Source organism: Aphanizomenon flos-aquae FACHB-1287 (genome assembly GCF_014698755.1).
Lineage (GTDB): Bacteria > Cyanobacteriota > Cyanobacteriia > Cyanobacteriales > Nostocaceae > Dolichospermum > Dolichospermum flosaquae.
Genome location: NZ_JACJTO010000036.1, coordinates 17,220 through 34,201, shown reverse-complemented (window position 1 = coordinate 34,201; position 16,982 = coordinate 17,220). Strand labels below are relative to the sequence as shown.

12 protein-coding genes and 1 tRNA gene are annotated in these 16,982 nt (G+C 39.8%); 2 read left to right on the top strand and 11 right to left on the bottom strand.

The window, feature by feature from the left end; translation table 11 throughout:
- Positions 1-9: 9 nt before the first annotated feature.
- The 7 genes from H6G44_RS15735 to H6G44_RS15705 all read right to left on the bottom strand — a co-directional run bounded on the left by H6G44_RS15735 (position 10) and on the right by H6G44_RS15705 (position 9,071).
- Positions 10-1,515 carry a flippase gene (locus H6G44_RS15735; protein ID WP_190387469.1) on the bottom strand — a complete coding sequence of 502 codons (1,506 nt, stop codon included), beginning with the start codon at positions 1,513-1,515 and terminating at the stop codon, positions 10-12.
- A gap of 460 nt (positions 1,516-1,975) precedes the next feature.
- A complete protein-coding gene (locus H6G44_RS15730) occupies positions 1,976-2,566 on the bottom strand; it encodes a hypothetical protein (protein WP_190387470.1) in 591 nt (196 codons plus the stop codon).
- 102 nt (positions 2,567-2,668) lie between these two features.
- On the bottom strand, positions 2,669-3,535 hold the full coding sequence (locus H6G44_RS15725; protein WP_190387471.1) for a Uma2 family endonuclease: 867 nt from the start codon (positions 3,533-3,535) through the stop codon (positions 2,669-2,671).
- Between the two features lie 78 nt (positions 3,536-3,613).
- Positions 3,614-4,174 carry a Uma2 family endonuclease gene (locus H6G44_RS15720; RefSeq protein WP_190387472.1) on the bottom strand — a complete coding sequence of 187 codons (561 nt, stop codon included), beginning with the start codon at positions 4,172-4,174 and terminating at the stop codon, positions 3,614-3,616.
- 216 nt (positions 4,175-4,390) lie between these two features.
- Positions 4,391-6,580, bottom strand: coding sequence for a GumC family protein (locus H6G44_RS15715; protein ID WP_190387473.1), 2,190 nt, complete (start codon positions 6,578-6,580; stop codon positions 4,391-4,393).
- 62 nt (positions 6,581-6,642) lie between these two features.
- The gene (gene galE / locus H6G44_RS15710) at positions 6,643-7,656 is read right to left on the bottom strand and encodes a UDP-glucose 4-epimerase GalE (RefSeq protein ID WP_190387474.1); all 1,014 of its coding nucleotides are present in this window, start codon (positions 7,654-7,656) and stop codon (positions 6,643-6,645) included.
- On the bottom strand, positions 7,653-9,071 hold the full coding sequence (locus H6G44_RS15705) for a sugar transferase (protein ID WP_190387475.1): 1,419 nt from the start codon (positions 9,069-9,071) through the stop codon (positions 7,653-7,655). Before H6G44_RS15705 ends, galE begins: the two co-directional genes overlap by 4 nt.
- 972 nt (positions 9,072-10,043) lie before the next feature.
- Between H6G44_RS15705 and H6G44_RS15700 the strand changes: the two genes are divergently transcribed.
- Complete coding sequence (locus H6G44_RS15700) at positions 10,044-11,141, top strand: tocopherol cyclase family protein (protein WP_190387476.1); 1,098 nt, start codon at positions 10,044-10,046, stop codon at positions 11,139-11,141.
- 34 nt (positions 11,142-11,175) lie between these two features.
- A tRNA-Arg gene (locus H6G44_RS15695) sits at positions 11,176-11,249 on the top strand.
- 48 nt (positions 11,250-11,297) lie between these two features.
- Here H6G44_RS15695 and H6G44_RS15690 read toward each other — a convergent pair.
- The 4 genes from H6G44_RS15690 to H6G44_RS15675 all read right to left on the bottom strand — a co-directional run bounded on the left by H6G44_RS15690 (position 11,298) and on the right by H6G44_RS15675 (position 16,560).
- A complete protein-coding gene (locus H6G44_RS15690) occupies positions 11,298-12,338 on the bottom strand; it encodes a 3-deoxy-7-phosphoheptulonate synthase (RefSeq protein WP_190387477.1) in 1,041 nt (346 codons plus the stop codon).
- 384 nt (positions 12,339-12,722) lie between these two features.
- Entirely contained in the window at positions 12,723-13,340 is a 618-nt protein-coding gene (locus H6G44_RS15685) for a LapA family protein (RefSeq protein ID WP_190387478.1), read from the bottom strand.
- A gap of 66 nt (positions 13,341-13,406) precedes the next feature.
- Positions 13,407-14,027 carry a flavin prenyltransferase UbiX gene (locus H6G44_RS15680; RefSeq protein ID WP_190387479.1) on the bottom strand — a complete coding sequence of 207 codons (621 nt, stop codon included), beginning with the start codon at positions 14,025-14,027 and terminating at the stop codon, positions 13,407-13,409.
- Positions 14,028-14,223: 196 nt separating this feature from the next.
- A complete protein-coding gene (locus H6G44_RS15675) occupies positions 14,224-16,560 on the bottom strand; it encodes a ribonuclease R family protein (RefSeq protein WP_190387480.1) in 2,337 nt (778 codons plus the stop codon).
- Positions 16,561-16,982: the final 422 nt, after the last annotated feature.

Genomic DNA, 16,982 nt, shown 5'->3' with positions numbered 1-16,982 from the left:
CCTAAAAAATTAAACTGCCTTTAGTTTGTTCTTGATCATTGTGCGTTCATCAGTTTCTAGAATTAGAACCCATGTTGTGACCATAAAAGTGAACAATATCAATACGCAATATATTCCTTTCATGTAAAGTTCTAACTTTAAACTTGCCAAACCCAAAATCAATAAAGTTACACCCACAGCAAAACCCATAAATTGCATTAGTGATTTATTATTTGGTATAAACCTAGATGCTATATAGAACAAAAGTATAGTATCTATCATTGTCCTTAATACCCAGGCGTAAGATGCACCTACAATTCCAAAAGCTGTTGTAAACTTCCACAGTATCAGCATATAAAATGGCAGCTCAATAAAATGGAATTTTGCCGTAATATCTGGTCGTCCAACACCTTGAATAAGGGCAAAAGGAACTTGAGCAAGGCTATTAATTAAAACCCCAACAGCCAACCATTGCAATACCAAGGTGCTATTCTGAGCAAAATCTTTTCCTATCCAAAGAGTTAATCCCTCATTGGCAAAAGTAATAATTATTAAGGTAATGGGGAATAATATCAAAAAAATATATTTCACACCCCTATTAAACATTTGCTTTGCACGCAGAGGTTCTTGGACGAAACTAGTAGAAAAAGCGGGGAAAAGAACACTAACTAAAGAACTAGGAATCAGCCAGAGCTTAGTTACGACCTCATATGGTGTAGTGTAGTAAGCAACAGCAGTAACAGAAATTAACCCCCCAATTAAAAATCTATCCGTGTACACCATGAGTGGACCGACAATGTTAGTTACAGTCATCCAACCACCGAATTTTAACAAAGGCACTAATAATGATTTTCTAAATTGTATCTGATGCTGTAACGCTGGCATGGCGCGAAGGCATAGCCATATATAAACTCCCCAAGCTAAGAATCTAACTACTAATAAAACAGCGATAACTGGAACAAGACTATGGGAAAATGGCAATACCAACAGAGGTCCAAGAAACATCAATAGACCCAAGGGAATGCGAACTGCATTAATCAGGTCAAATCTTTGTAAAGCAGATAATATCCCTACGGTTCCTGCTGTGCTAGTAACAAGGGGAACTGAGGCTGAAAGTAGATAAAATACAACAACAGTCTCGCTTTGTAATTCAGTAGTAATCTTGAGAAGATTATAAACTATCGTAGGTGATAAAATTACAAAAACTAATGTTCCTATTAGCCCTAAAATCAACATTAAGAAAGAGGCTGTCCCAACTAAAGCAGGAATTTCTTCCTCACCACTTTCCTGTCCCAATTTTTCAGCTACAAGTTGAGTTAAGGCTCTACCCAAACCCAAATCGAACAAACTGAAATAACTAAGAACCATCCAAGCCAGGGTTAGTATACCAAAACGATCAGTACCTAGTCCTTTTATTAGTTGCGGAATCGCAAAAACAGCTACTAGTAATGGTGCGGTCTGACCTATAAGACTGTAAATTGTATTTCGGGCTAATAGTTGTCCACTTGTTAAATTCTGGAATTGGGATTTAGTCATATTGAGCAACTGTTGAAAGTGAACGCCATTGGCGATGAATTTTTTGCGTTTTGCATATTGACCTAATATTTTCCTTATAAAGTAGCTAAATATCGCCTAGATATCAATTTTATCCAGTCAAAGACATCATCAACAGTTAATTTTTATACTCAAAACGGCTAGAAGCTGGACTTTTTTATCATACAAAGAACAAGGTTCAAAGCCTCTCCCCGTTGCGGGGAGAGGTTTACCAGAGGGGTTTCATATTTGGTTAAACTATGAACCGTTTTCAGTATAAATCTAATCCTACTAGGACAGGTAGAACACCGTTTTTTTTCATCGATATTGGTTTGGTGATCTGAATTCGCAATAATCCCCCTCAGTTTATCAATTGATTTAAGAAATGACAACTTTTTATTGAAATTTAATTTATTTAGCATGAGCTAATTTTCATTTTGGGCATATTTCCTGGCATAAATAACTAACCTTGTCCAAAAACATAGTTAAGTCCGGCAAATAATTTATCTAAATTAGATATACTATACTCTTGAATATTTTTAATAAAATTCTGTTCTCGCAGTTGTCCAAATTCCCATATTTTACCATTAGAAACAATACCATATAATAATTGTTCCGGTTGATTATTTATCTTCTGAGCGGCAATTAATTCGGCTAAACATTGTCCCCAACCTTCCTCAAAGTTGTCTTTTTTAGCCTCTACTAATATTAAATAAGGAGACTCAAAAACAATTTTACCTCTAGGCGATCTTTTAGCAACAATATAATCAGGGATACCTGATAGTCTTTCATCAAAATTTAATGGCTGATGACTCCATATTAATAACTTATCTTTATACTTTTGCCAAATTTCAATTAAAATAGGGAAAATAACTCCTTCACAAATGGCATACTCTGAGTTAAATACAACTCCTTCCCGTAAAACCAATTCAAAACGATTACGAAAGTAATCATCAATCTCTAAGGGACTTTCTTGGATGAAATTCTCTTCTTGATAAGTTAAAGGAAAGTCCCCTAAGACTTGGGCAATATTTTTGTACTGATTATAGGACATGATTTTGCTCTTTGGGGAGTATGGTTTGTATGCCGGGTTATTTCATTCTAGATTTTAGCAATGGTAATTTTAGAGAAATTCTTGATAGTTTTTTTGATTCTACTAGAGTTCATGGGGATTGATTCCCTTTGCCCGTAATTGTGCCAGCAACTTTTCCATTCTCTGTTGTTCTTGTGCTAGTAATAATTCTGCTCCCTCTGCTCTTTGTTGAGCCTCTTGAGCTTGCTGTTGTGCCTCTTGAGCTTGCTGTTGTGCTTCCTGAGCTTGCTGTTGTGCTTCCTGAGCTTGCTGTTGTGCTTCCTGAGCTTGCTGTTGTGCTTCCTCAGCCAGTTCATGCTCCGTAGGTAAAAGAACCCCATCCAAAGTTGCCCACCGACACCAAACAGTATCGGCATAGCCAAACACCCCCGACCACTGCACTAATGCTAACCCTAACTGCTTACTAACCAGTCTATTTTGGTCATCGGGAATTATCGGTTCATAACCATCACTGCCCATACTAAACCCAGCAAAATCACTAGGGTTAAAGGGATCAAACCAGAAATACTCTGGTACTCGCAGCCGTTTTTGGTAAATTTCTTTTTTCTCTGTTTTATCCTGCGACGCGGTGCTTGAAGACAGTAACTCTACTACAACATCTGGACTTTTACCCTCTTCCCAAGTTACCCAGCATTTACGCTCACCTTTGGGAACGTCTAGCACAGCAAACATATCTGGACCGCGAAAATCATGATTTTTTAATTGATGGGGGCTAAAATAAACAAACATATTTCCGCCCACAAAGGCATTGCGATCGCGTAGCCAATATGACAAAGGATCAACTAGTAAATCCATTTGCATTTTATGGCGGTAAGTCTCCATGGGAATCCCATCATCGTAGAGTAATTCATCTTGTGTCGGCGGCTTAACAAAATCTGGTGATAAACTATCTATCTGTGTATTTAGTTTAGACAATGTTGATTCAGTCATATATCCTGCGATAGCATTCCCATAGGGACTAATTTAACATTGGTGGCGGGGAGATAACTTCTCTAAGGTATTGCTTAGTTAAGCCATTCTCAACCAGCCAAATACATCATTAACAGTTAATTTTAACTCTACTCCCGCCAATACAGGCAGAATATCGGTTTTTTCCATCAGTATTGGTTGGCGATCGCATAAAAATACTAGAATACTTAAATCATCAGGATCAAGAAACCATCCCAATTTACACCCATGCTCCATACAATACAAGATATTGCCAATCACTTTATTTGATTTCTGTTCAGGAGAAAGAATCTCAATTACCCAATCGGGAGCTAGTTCAAATCTATCTGGGACTTCTCCACTGCTAAGGAAAGGAATATGTTCCCATGTAAAAACTGCTATATCAGGAACAATTGAGCGATTACCAAAGCTACACCTAAGTTCAGGGAAAGCATAGGCAATTTTTTCAGATTCACTCACCAAATTAATTTCGGTGCTAAGTTTCCCTTGCAGTCTGCTGTGTCTTCCTTTCAGCATAGGTTTTTGAATAATTTCTCTACCCAAGAACTCCGATGCTGGCTTTGTTTCCGGTAGCATCAGAAACTCCTGCAATGTGAGAGATTTTATGGTGCTGATGGTCATAAAGGATGATTATTGTAGCCCTTAGTCGACATCGTTTTAATAATTGTACCATAATTTAGACATAGCTTTCCCCTACTCCGGCCTCCCCAGTTACGAGCAGGTTGCGAGGGAGGAACTGAGATCAAAAGACCATCAAAGCTCAACTCCTAAAACACAGATAATTTAATTAATCTTGTCAGAGGTCAGTATAAGAAGTTACGCTCGACCCCAAAACCCTTACCGCACACTAGCCTCCGCGTGCTGCTTATTCCGCTCTCCTTTGTCCCCGTAATAACCACTAGAATAGTAATATCCACCATAACCGCTTTCCTTGACAATACCATTCACCACCATGCCTAAAATAGGTAATTTAGCCTGAGTGAGTAATGACTTCGCCGCATTTACCGCTGAATACTCCACCTTTCCAGGACGGACAACCAGCAATAATCCATCTACATACTTACCAACAATCAGGGGATCAGTAACAGCCGTCAACGGAGGCGTGTCAATAATTACAAAGTCATAATCCTTACTAGCTTCTTCAACCAAGTCAGCCATGCACTGGGAATCCAACAGTGTCACCGGGTTAGGCGGAATTTTTCCTGCTGGTAACATTTTTACCAGGGGGGATACTTCCTGAACCGCATTTTTTAACTGTGTCTGACCGGCTAAGATATTGCTTAACCCCAGCAAATTGTGTATTTCCCAAACCCGGTGCTGACGAGGACGACGCATATCCGCATCCACTAACAACACTCGTTTTCCTACATAAGCTCCTGCTAGAGCTAAATTTGCTGCTACAAAAGACTTACCTTCTCCAGGGGTTGCACTAGTTACCAAAATTACCCGCAATTTCTTGTCAGAGACGGTGAACCCCAGGTTAGTCTGGAGCATTTCAAAAGACGTACTAACTGGTGAATAGGGGTCATCCAACAATGGTAACTCTTGCCGACCTTCCTGCGGATTTTTCGGATTCTTTTCCCCATGTTGAGGAATTGTCCCCAGTAAAGGAAAGCCCAACAAACGATTGGCCTCTTCAATATTTTTGAGGGATTGATTCATGGATTCCAACAGTAGCGCCGTGCCCGCGCCTAAAAGCACCCCTAAAAATCCGCCCAGTGCTAAGTTGAGGGGAATCTTAGGAGAGACGGGAAGTTCAGGAACTAAAGCCTCGGAAATTACCCGGGAATTACCTACGTTCTGATTCTCTAATACTTGAACTAACTGGTACTGCTTCAGAAATTCTTGGTAGGTGATTTGTGCGACAGTTAACTGTCTCTGTAGCTGTAGCTGTTGTTGTTCCAGTCGAGGTAAGCTATCTAAACGTCTTCTGTTAAATATAAATACCCTTTGCAATTCCTCAACTTGTTTTGTTAATGCTAACCTTTCTACCTCCGATTTGACAAGGTCTTGAGTTAATGTTTGTTTCAGTTCTCCTATTTGCAAATTCTGTTGAGATAGGGACTCAAAATTACCAACGGTCTGGCCGACTCGTTCTTCTAGTAATTTTTTCAGAGATGCCTCTTTCATGACTAAATCCACAACTTTTGGATTATCATCAGTATATAGTGTTCGCGCTACTGCTAGTTCCGATTGCGTTTTTTGGTATTCTGTGAGAACCTGTTGTACACCACGGGATTGACTTAATGTACTCAAATCTACTGCCTGTTGTCTATCCAGTTTCATTTCATTCTGTAAGGCTACGGAACGAGTCAAGGCCGCCACTAATTGCCCTTGGCTTTGGGTAATTGCTTCATTCAGCCTTCCTAGAGATTCCAGACCAGTTTTCGCTTCTACATCTAAAGCTACTACTCGGTTATTTTCTTTAAACCTCCGCAGGTTCATTTCTGCTTTGGTAACTCGGCTTTCAACCTCTGGTAATTGCTTGGATAAAAATTCTCGCGCTGATGTAGCTTCTCTACGGTTAGTGCGAACATTACTCTCTAAGTAATATTTCATCAAGGAATTCACCACATTTGCTGCTTCCTGGGGATTTGTGCTTTTATACGAAAGCTGCATTACATCTGTTCCTCGGACAGTCTTCAACTTCAGTTTTTTGAGAAAAACTCCCAAGGAAAGTTGTTTGCCTTGATCATCTGTCAACTTTAGTGTGGTAATAGTTTTTATAACGATAGGGTAAGAGCGGATGATCTCAGATTCCGTGTCTACTGGGTTGCTAAGGTTTGTCAGTGCACCCAATTCTCCCATCTGTTGGGATAGACCTGAGAGTGATGAAGCCCCACTTTTTTTAGTAAAAACCAATTTCCCTTCCGATTCATATACTGGTTTTGTCAAATAAGTGACCAGGGCTGTAGCTCCAAAGACGGAGGCAAAAACAATTGATGCTACCAGCCAACGTCTTTTGAATATCAGCCAGTATTGTTGGATATCAACAGAGGAATCTTGGGTTTCTTGGTTAATGGACATAAATTAATTTAATTTCAGAAAATACCCTAAGTATAGAAATTAGGCAGTGTAAAAATTATAGATCATTTGTCCGAACAAAAACTAGTCATCAGTGGTTTTTGGCATTTAATTTTTTCCCAAGCGAGAAAACTGGAGATGATATTATCTAGATTATTATACTTAGGTTGCCAATTCAATACCTGCTTAATTTTTTCTGTAGCAGCAGTCACACAGGCTGGATCTCCCGGACGACGCGGTACTTCGATGACTGGAAAATCTACCCCAGAAATCGCCTTAACCCTTTCTACAACTTGTCTGACACTATAACCTTGTCCATAACCACAGTTGAAAATTTGACTTTCTCCATCCTGTTCTAGATAGCGTAACCCATCAACATGGGCTGTGGCTAGGTCTTCGACATGGATATAATCTCGAATTCCTGTACCATCTGGGGTGGGAAAATCAGTGCCAAATATCTTAAATTCTGATTGGCGTTTCAGGGCAGTATTACAGGCATTGGCAATCAGATGAGTTGCATTCCTGGAGTTTTGTCCGATTCTACCACCGGGGTCTGCTCCCGCAACGTTGAAATAGCGGAGAATTACATATCGCAACTGAGATGCTATTCCATGATCTTGAATCATCCATTCACTCATTAGTTTAGAGCGCCCGTAGGGGTTAATCGGTAATGTGGGAGTAAACTCTGTGACAGGATTTTCTTCAGGTTCGCCGTAAACTGCGGCTGTACTAGAAAAGATCAATTTGTCAACACCCATGATACTACAGCACTGGAGTAAATTCAAAGTATTCCGGGTGTTATTGGTGTAGTAATCTAGGGGATGGGCAACGGATTCTGGTACAATTAGACTGGCGGCAAAGTGCAAGACTGCACTAAATTGATGTTTGGCAAAGACTTGGTAAAGGTGGTCTATATCTCCTAAGTCGCCAATAATTAGTTCACCATGCAGTACAGATTGAGGAACACCCGTAGAGCAATTGTCATATACAACTAGGTCATAACCAGCTTCACCCAGTTGACGCACGACATGAGAGCCAATATAGCCGGCACCTCCAGTTACCAAGATCTTTTGATTCATCTGCCTTTACCCAACAAAACAACTCTGATGGTTTTCAAGACTATCACCATATCCAAGAATAAAGAATAGTTCTTAATATAGTAAAGGTCGTAAGATAGCTTTTCATAAGCATCTTCCAGGGAAGCCCCGTAGGGATAAAGCACCTGGGCCCAACCAGTAATTCCTGGTTTGACTAAATAACGCATTTCATAATAAGGAATTGCTTCTTTGAGCTTAACATCAAACTCTGGCCTTTCTGGACGAGGTCCAATTAGGCTCATTTCTCCACGTAACACATTTATAATCTGTGGTAGTTCGTCAATTCGCAGAAGTCTAAGCCAATGTCCTACCTTGGTAATGCGTGGATCTCGCTGACTTGCCCATTGTGCTCCTCTTTTCTCAGCATCTTGATACATGGAACGAAACTTGTAAACCCGAAATGGTTTACCATATAATCCTGTTCTTAATTGACTATAAAAAATTGGACCTGGGCTATCTAATCTAATTATGAATCCGACAATTACCATGAGTGGTGACAGTAGTAAGAGTAATAGCCCGGTCAATAAGATATCTGTACACCGTTTGATTTTGAGACTAGTACCACAAAAGACTAAGTTAAAACCATTGCTAAACGCAAACCACTCATCCTCAAGTAAAGATGAAGGCAATTTATACCATAAAGTTTCCCAAATGTCAGGCAACCGATAAATAGGTATGCCTTTTAGTCGCAGTTCCATCAGACTCTGTATCTGTGCATCGGTGAGGCCTATTTTTGCCCCTACTACTACCCCTGACAAGGGTTGTTGACTCCAATAAGATAATTCGCTGAAGCAGCCTTCATGACTGAGTTGGGGCTCTATTTCTGCTAAGTCAGAAAACTGTTGAGGATTTTCAGTGAGAATCACTAATCGCCCTAATGGATTCCGCGTTAAGAACATTTGGGCAAATTTTATGGCATGATTACTAGAGCCTAGCATTAACCAACGACCTTGTTGGGACTTTGATCGCCACCAATTCAAGGACAATAGTCTTAATATAATTGCCCAGATTGTAAATATTCCTAAGTTAATTAGCAATATACTCCTCAGTCCTCCTGTATGCTGTTGCCAACTTCCTGATAAATAAATTATCAAGGAGGTGATGACAGTAACTACTAAACTGTTGAGGAGGATGCGAGCTGGAGCTTGTAAACCTGCAATTTCTTTTTCTGGATGGTATGTATCTAACAAATACATTCCAGTTAAAACCATTAATATAAATCCATACACAAATAAGTCAAATCCCGCCAATGGATGATCTAAAGTCAAGTAGGAACTAATTCCCAAACAGACAAATAGGCCAAAAACATCGCCCACAATCAGAAATAAAGGTATAAGGCGTGGAAGTTTTACTAACTGAATACCGCCTCTATGGGTCTCAAATCCTATCTCCAGCATAATTATTGTTTTTGATTTGCTTTTAGAAACATGAACTTGTAACAATCCTCTTCTGGTCTTTGCGCTGATGGTAAGCTAAGAACATTAAAGATTCTTCTTTAATAGATCTGAGATGCTGGTACACAATGGCGCACGCTAACCAATGATGAAAAACCTGTAAAAATACTGTTGCATGATTTTTTAATTTTTAATTGTTAATTCTACCCTCTGATACCAGTATATAATAAAGGAAACTGTATTGATCAGATCTTCGTGAATAAATACACTTTTCTAGATTACGGTATTTTGTGATGATTAGTGAGTGAATTTGATTAAATACATTTACCCAATATTAGGTGTTTAATCAGTGAACTTTTAAAATATCTAGTTTGAATCACCCTAATAATTCAGGTGGAATGCTATGTCTCTAATCATTTCGCACTTTTTGGGGGTTTTCCCTATAGATGCTCTCAGTCTTCAGCGGTCAGCAATCAGGGGTAAAACCTTTTGGTATGAGCTTCTAGGATGAAAATTAGAATATTATGCCAGTGCATACCACTGTATTTACTTCAACTGTTGAGATATTAAATAGGTATATGAAAAAACAGAACTATGTAACGAAAAGTTAAAGTTCCCAAAATCTCTTTTCTATTCCGTGTTTCTTTGTCTTTAGGACAAATTTTGACGCTAACCTGTTGACTGTGCTCGATTCATACCTTCACCAAAACTCTGAAATCTTAATGATGTCGTGAGAATTGGATTGGGTTTCAAGCCTATTTTTGGAAAATGCCTGATGTATTGCCCGACATTAAATATTTAATCACAGCCTATACTAAATTGTAAAGCCCCTAACCAAATGAAAAAATGTCAAACACCCTTAAAGGTGCGTCTGATTCAGGAGGATACACCTACGGATACGCCACGCAACCTATCAGATAAGCTATAAAGGCTAGTTGCACACAAAGACATTTTATAGATAACAAGGCAGAAACTATGCTGAATATTCCCAAAAATCTCGTCAATTTCACCCAAACTCCTCACAGTGGTTATCATTGGGATGGTGGTAGTCGCCGCTTTTTTGAAGGTTGGTATTACCGGGTCACACTGCCCGATATTGGGCAAACTATCGCTTTTATGTACTCTATCGAAGATCCTATGGGTAATCAGCCCTACAGCGGCGGAGCAGCCCAAATCCTGGGTATAAATGATGAATATCTTTGTCGTACTTTTCCCGATGTTAACAAATTTTGGGCGAGTCGAGATGTTTTAGGATTAGGACATTGGGGAAAAACTAACTTACAAGTTGCTCCTCTGTATCTTATCCGTGATGAATTTACACATTATATTCAGGAGGGTTATCAAGCTACAGCTATTTTAAATCAAGGGATAATTACTGATCCTGCTACTGGTAATTACTGTCGATGGGAGTACGAAATTCAACCTATATACGCATGGGGAAATCAAAATACTTTTCAGCAATCAACAGCAGGTTTGTTATCATCTTTACAGATATTTGAACCAGGATGGCAAATTTTAATGGCTCATGGTTTAGCTAAAGGTTGGATAGACTGGCATGGTAAGATTTATGAGTTCACTAATGCACCTGCATACTCAGAAAAAAATTGGGGTGGTGCATTTCCCCAAAAATGGTTTTGGCTAAATTGCAATTCTTTTATTAATCAATCGGATTTAGCTTTAACGGCAGGTGGTGGCAAACGTGGTGTATTATGGTGGATGGAATCGGTGGCGATGATTGGTATTCACCACCAAGGTAAGTTTTATGAATTTGCTCCCTGGAATTCAGAGGTAAAATGGCAAATTCAGCCCTGGGGTAGATGGCAAATGCAAGCTAAAAACCTACATTATGAGGTTAAACTCACCGCAACTACCCATCTCCCAGGTACACCCCTCCGCGCACCAACAAGGAATGGATTGGCATTCTGTTGTCGAGATACTATGCAAGGTGAGCTAAACTTAGAATTGCGAGAACTTAAGGGCAGTAAATCTCAGGTGATTATCAATGCCAGTAGTAATCTGTGTGGCGTGGAAATTGGTGGTGATGATTGGGATCATGACTGGCACTCTCACTAAAAATACTGCTATTATGGTATTTAGTTAGGTCTTTGGGGTTGTAGCTCAGTTGGATAGAGCGAGCGCCTCCTAAGCGCTAGGCCGTGCGTTCGATCCGCACCAATCCCATTTGTATATGTATTAATAGATTCTGGGCGGGTTTCCCCGCCCCTAATGCTATAATTTGGCGTGAGCGGCCAAAATAATTCTTTCTGTTTCTTCCCAATTAATACATTTATCAGTTACGGAAACACCATATTGTAGGTCTTCACGATTTCCTGTAATCGGTTGACTACCTTCATACAAATTTGATTCTAGCATCATTCCTACAATGGAACTATTACCATCAACTATTTGCTGAATAATATTCTCAAAAACCATAGATTGTAATCTGTAATCTTTATTAGTATTACCATGACTACAATCAACAACTATTCTGGGTGATAGGTTGGCTGCTTTTAATTGTTCCTCTACTAATTTGATGTTTTCTGCATCAAAATTAGGCTGAGTTCCACCCCGCAAAATTACATGACCATGGGCATTTCCCCGAGTTTGAAATACGCTTACTTGTCCTTTTTGATTAATCCCTAGAAAATTATGTGGTGTTTTTGCAGATTTGAGGGCATTTACAGCTACTTGAATATTCCCGTCTGTACCATTTTTAAATCCGACGGGCATAGATAGACCACTAGCCATTTCTCGGTGTGTTTGCGATTCAGTTGTTCTTGCCCCAATTGCTGACCAGGATACCAATTCGCTGATATATTGGGGTATAATGGGATCAAGTGCTTCTGTGGCGGTTGGTAATCCTAAATCTGCCAACTTTAATAATAAGTTTCTGGCAATTAATATCCCTTTTTCTACATTAAAGGAATCATCCATTTCTGGATCATTAATTAATCCTTTCCAACCTACAGTAGTTCTCGGTTTTTCAAAATAAACCCGCATAATTAACAGCAATTTATCTTGAACTTTTTCGGCTAAAGGTTGCAATTTTTCGGCATATTCTATAGCGGCTTTGGGATCATGAATGGAACAAGGACCCACGACAAGGAATTTACGTCTATCTTGAAAATCTAGAATATGTTCTATTTGTTGTCTGAATTTTAAAATTGTATGTTCAGCGGTTTTGGTTAAAGGTAATTTGTCCTTAACTTCATTAGGAGTTAGCAAAACATGAGAACTCTTAATATTAGTGTTAATTAATTTATGAATCATGGCAGAAATCTCTTGATTTGTGTTATCGGTTAGCAATCCTATCTAAAATATTTGTGAAAACGTTTCTTATTCTCTTTAAGCGTAAAGTAGTTAGTTAGAAAACCAGGTTGCACAAATTTAGATAAGGTTACTATATGCAAGGGTATAATATGTTATTATACACAGTTTTTCAAAAAATACAAGATAAGCCCGTGTTATTTCCATGATGTTTAGATATAAAGGAATGATTTAACGTGATTTTGACGGTGATTAAAGGTTAGAAAGCTTGTACAGAGAGGATTTAAGAAATGGAAGATCAAAAAAATAAATAAGATTGATGGAGAAAAACTACTGATATTTAAGTTAACTTCTGCCATTTTCTACTTCTATCAAATTTATATTAAATTAGCGTTTCTGTGGTTTATTTTCGTTATTATCATCAAAATCATCATCTTCAAAAAAATCCCAGTCATCATCATCGGTTACTTGATTTTTGCTTGATTCTTGATAAGGGGGAACAATTACCCGATAATCAGCATCGTAGATTGATTCGGTTTTACCTACAGCAGTATTTTTTGGTGCTTGGGAACTGTAGGAATAAACAGAACTAGTTCGGGAATTGTTTTGAGAGGTCTCTGGTACTGATTGATAATTATCACCATCATCCCAATCATCTTGATTTTGATTTGTATTCCAATCATCTTGATCATGAAATTGACTAACTGGGGGTGGAGGACTTTGAGAAGGTGGAGTATATGGTCTAACACGGGGTGGGGTGGGAATTGATTTAGGTGTAGGTTGTTGTTGTAAATTTAAATCCGTCGCCAACTTTAATAACCTGGTAATTATTAAAGATGTAAAAATACCAGCAATGATACTCAATAAAATCCACAATCCTAATGGTAATGATTGACTTCGCATTCCCAAAAATACTAGGGATAGTAAGGGCGATAAATTTTGGGCTAATATGATTATTAGTCCCAGTATTGCCGCCACTAAGATAATTAAGCGAATTACAGCCATAAAAAGTTCAAAATTGCTGCAGAAATTGAAAATACATCAGAGAAAAAAACCCCTAACGGGGAAAGGCTATAAATGACCTTGCCATCGCTGAATTGGTATACAATCAACGTCTAATTGATCCAGAGCGCGAGCAACAACAAAATCAACTAAATCCTCAATGGTTTGAGGGTTGTGATACCAAGCAGGAATAGCCGGGACAATTCTGACTCCAGTTTCTGCTAAGGTGGTCAGGTTTCGCAGGTGAATTAAACTCAAAGGAGTTTCTCTGGGGACAATTACTAGTTTACGTCCTTCTTTGATTTGTACATCTGCGGCTCGTTCTAGTAAGTCGGAACTTAATCCACCAGCTAGTTTGGCGACTGTACTCATACTACAAGGCATAATGATCATCCCCAAAGTGCGAAAAGAACCACTGGCAATACCAGCGCCAACATCACTCCAAGGATGACAGCGGAGTTTGCCTTGTGCGGGAACTCCCGCTTGTTCCCGCCAAAATTGTGCTTGTTTATCTGGTTCTCCTGGCATTCGGATTTCCTGTTCTGCTTGCCAAACCATGTAAGTTGATTTAGAGGCTACCAGTTCAATCTCGTATTCTGCTGCTAAGAGAAATTTAAGAGCGCGAACGGCGTAAATTAGACCAGATGCACCTGTTACGCCCAGGATTAAAGGTTTTGTGTTATTAGTCATTAGTCAGTGGTCGGTGGTTGGTAGTCAGTATTTACAGCGTTTTCCGCTGAAGATGAGGTACAAGGTTGAATTATGAAACTCCTGTGGTGCGGGCATCTTTCCCGCTAGATATGTACCTCATAACACCGGGAAGTGCTGTAATAACAATGGATGGACAACTGACAACTGGCAAAGAATAACTGACTATTCTTTATCATTATGGTTCTTGGTCGAAAGAGTCGGTTTCATTGGGTGAATAAATGTCTCCTAGATCTTCATTATTTATATTTGCGCCCGTGCTTTTAGGTAAACCATCAGCGCCAACGGTAACTAAATCAATTTGTTGACGGTAATAATCAACACTCTTGACTTGCACCATGCAGCTATCGCCGAGTCGGTAGGAAGCTCGATTTTTCCGCCCAAATAAAGCTTGTTGTCTAGCCCGATATTCATACCAATCATCTTTGAGGGAACTGACGTGAACTAGCCCTTCTACCCGTAAGGTATTGGCGAGATTGCCCCGGATCGGTGCTTCTACTGGGACTTCGATTTCTACAAAGAAACCATAGGATTGAACACCAGTAATTACTCCAGGAAATATTTCGCCAATGCGTTGTTTCATCAAGGAGGCTTTTTGCAGTCCGGCTAAATCAGCTTCTGCTTCTTGGACTTCTTTTTCTCGGTCATTAATCTGAACAACAACTCTAGTTAAGTCACTTTGGATTTCTTGTTGGAGTTCTGGGGGAAGAACGTTCCAATTAATTTCTTCATGACAATTGGAATGGCGGAGATTAATTCGTTCTTTGACGCGGGTATTCCGGCGATCGCGCCCATGTTCTATTAAGTTATGATACACCCGTTGTAAGAGGATATCTGGATAACGACGGAGGGGGGCGGTGATGTGGACATATTGAGATAAGGCCAGTCCAAAGTGAGAACTCTTGGTGACGCTGTAGACAGAGGGCTTAAGAGTGTCCTGTAACAAGTAAGTGAGAACTTGTTCCGATGGAGATTCGGTAAAAGCTCCTGTCAAGTGTTGATAATCTAGGGGTTGGATTTCCAATTCTGGGTCTAGTCCTAATTCCACACCTAAATTCACAGCTAGTTTGAGCATTTCCTGAACATCTTCGGGGTCAGGTGTACCTTGGACTCGCCATAGACAAGGAATGTCTAGAGCGTTGAGGTGGTTGGCCATGAGTTGGTTAACTAATATTACCAACTCTGTGATCAGCGACGCTGGTGGTAAGTCATTTAGTACCACAGATCCCATTGATCCTTCATCATGGTAAGGGTTATGAGTGGGTGGGAGATTTAACTGTAAACTACCCCGCTCTAAACGTACCTGTTTAATAGCCATAGCCAAAGTCTGCAAATCTAGCAGTTTCTCTTGAACTTCGGCTGTCACTTTGGTGGTTTTACCTGTGAGAATGCTGACTGCATTTGTTTGACTTACAGATGTATCTACACTAATGACACTAGGTTGAATTTCCCATTCCTCCACTTCTCCCGATTGGGGGTTAATGGTAATGATAAAGGAAAGAGCCAAGCGATCGCTACCAGGGATCAGAGAACACCGTTCTGTCACCGCTGCTGGTAACATTGGCAGTAAGGATTCTCCTAAATATACTGATTTACCGCGCTTCAGGGCTTCCCTATCTAAGGCTTCATCTGGTTGGATATAGTGGGACACATCCGTAATATGAACAATTAATCGCCAATTATCAGCGGTAGTTTTTTCCAAACTCCAGGCATTTTCCACCACAGATTCATCACTGTTGACACTTTTGATCGTGAAGGTAAAAATATCACGTAAATCGAGACGATTTTTCAGGTCTGCTTTCAGGAGTCTTTTGGGTAACTTTGTGGCGACATCGAGGATTGCATCAGGAAAAGTTCGGGATAAATCATGTTTACAAGTTACCAAATCTATATCTGCTGCGGCTTCAGCATCACTGCCCAGAATTTGCACCACTCGACCCAAGGGGGGATATTGTGCCAAGGGATAACGGAGAATTTCTACATGAGCTAAATGATCAATTGCCTCTTCCAGATTCATGCTGTTGAGTTGTAGTTTTAGTTCAAACAGCAATCTGTCATCTAAGGGTACAGCCCGAAAACCTTCCTCTACCTGCTTAATTCTAGCGAGTAAGGTGTGATTAGACCGTTCCATGATCAATTTAACTTCACCTTCGGGCGATCGCCGTCGACTGCCTTCCTTGAGGACTCTAACTAAAACGCGATCGCCATTCCAGGCATTACTCAAATGACTTTCACGGATGTAAATATCCTCTGAGCCTTCGCTATCTTGAATTGCAAAGCAAAAGCCCTTGCTGGAACAGCGTAGTTTAGCCTCAATTAACCCCTCCTCGGTGACGCGGCGATATTTTCCCCGTTCCTTCACCAAAAGCCCAATTTTTTCCAGTACATCTAAAGTAATTTGTAGTTTTTCTAGACTTTCCTCATTCTCACAACCCAGTTTCTTTTCTAGGACTTTACGAGCTACCAATTTATCATCTGTAAAATTGGCAAGAAGTGTAGCGATTGAAAATTCCATGCAGTGAACCGACCTTTGGTCAAAACATCATTTTTTGTCGAATCTGGTTTTCCGCTAGTTGCCGTCATGGTAGGAGAAAGCGCCTGCTCCGATTTCTCGCTTTATGACACTCAGAGTTTGTCAGCGTGACTGCTTCCCCGGCTCTAAACAATTTCCACCATACACTCTGATACTTAATGATTAACCACTAGATGTATAGATTATGGGTTAGGGAGAGACTTGGTTTGAAGAACTCTTCATACCACCCAGAAGCTATAAACACGCTTAACCATAGGTTTTTGATTGTTTAGAACGAAGGTAATTTCACACCATTAGCATCCGATAGCGTAGCGTTAGCCATGTCTTAACTAGGAGAAACTGCCGAAAAACCCCAATTCTCCCTTCTGTAGAATCGGTAACAATCAGGTAAGCAGTAAAACACA

What these genes read in the sequence shown, in the direction of transcription:
- H6G44_RS15735 (WP_190387469.1), bottom strand. Translation starts at nt 1,515, where the DNA reads ATGACTAAATCCCAATTCCAGAATTTAACAAGTGGACAACTATTAGCC.
- H6G44_RS15730 (WP_190387470.1), bottom strand. Translation starts at nt 2,566, where the DNA reads ATGTCCTATAATCAGTACAAAAATATTGCCCAAGTCTTAGGGGACTTT.
- H6G44_RS15725 (WP_190387471.1), bottom strand. Translation starts at nt 3,535, where the DNA reads ATGACTGAATCAACATTGTCTAAACTAAATACACAGATAGATAGTTTA.
- H6G44_RS15720 (WP_190387472.1), bottom strand. Translation starts at nt 4,174, where the DNA reads ATGACCATCAGCACCATAAAATCTCTCACATTGCAGGAGTTTCTGATG.
- H6G44_RS15715 (WP_190387473.1), bottom strand. Translation starts at nt 6,580, where the DNA reads ATGTCCATTAACCAAGAAACCCAAGATTCCTCTGTTGATATCCAACAA.
- galE (WP_190387474.1), bottom strand. Translation starts at nt 7,656, where the DNA reads ATGAATCAAAAGATCTTGGTAACTGGAGGTGCCGGCTATATTGGCTCT.
- H6G44_RS15705 (WP_190387475.1), bottom strand. Translation starts at nt 9,071, where the DNA reads ATGCTGGAGATAGGATTTGAGACCCATAGAGGCGGTATTCAGTTAGTA.
- H6G44_RS15700 (WP_190387476.1), top strand. Translation starts at nt 10,044, where the DNA reads ATGCTGAATATTCCCAAAAATCTCGTCAATTTCACCCAAACTCCTCAC.
- H6G44_RS15690 (WP_190387477.1), bottom strand. Translation starts at nt 12,338, where the DNA reads ATGATTCATAAATTAATTAACACTAATATTAAGAGTTCTCATGTTTTG.
- H6G44_RS15685 (WP_190387478.1), bottom strand. Translation starts at nt 13,340, where the DNA reads ATGGCTGTAATTCGCTTAATTATCTTAGTGGCGGCAATACTGGGACTA.
- H6G44_RS15680 (WP_190387479.1), bottom strand. Translation starts at nt 14,027, where the DNA reads ATGACTAATAACACAAAACCTTTAATCCTGGGCGTAACAGGTGCATCT.
- H6G44_RS15675 (WP_190387480.1), bottom strand. Translation starts at nt 16,560, where the DNA reads ATGGAATTTTCAATCGCTACACTTCTTGCCAATTTTACAGATGATAAA.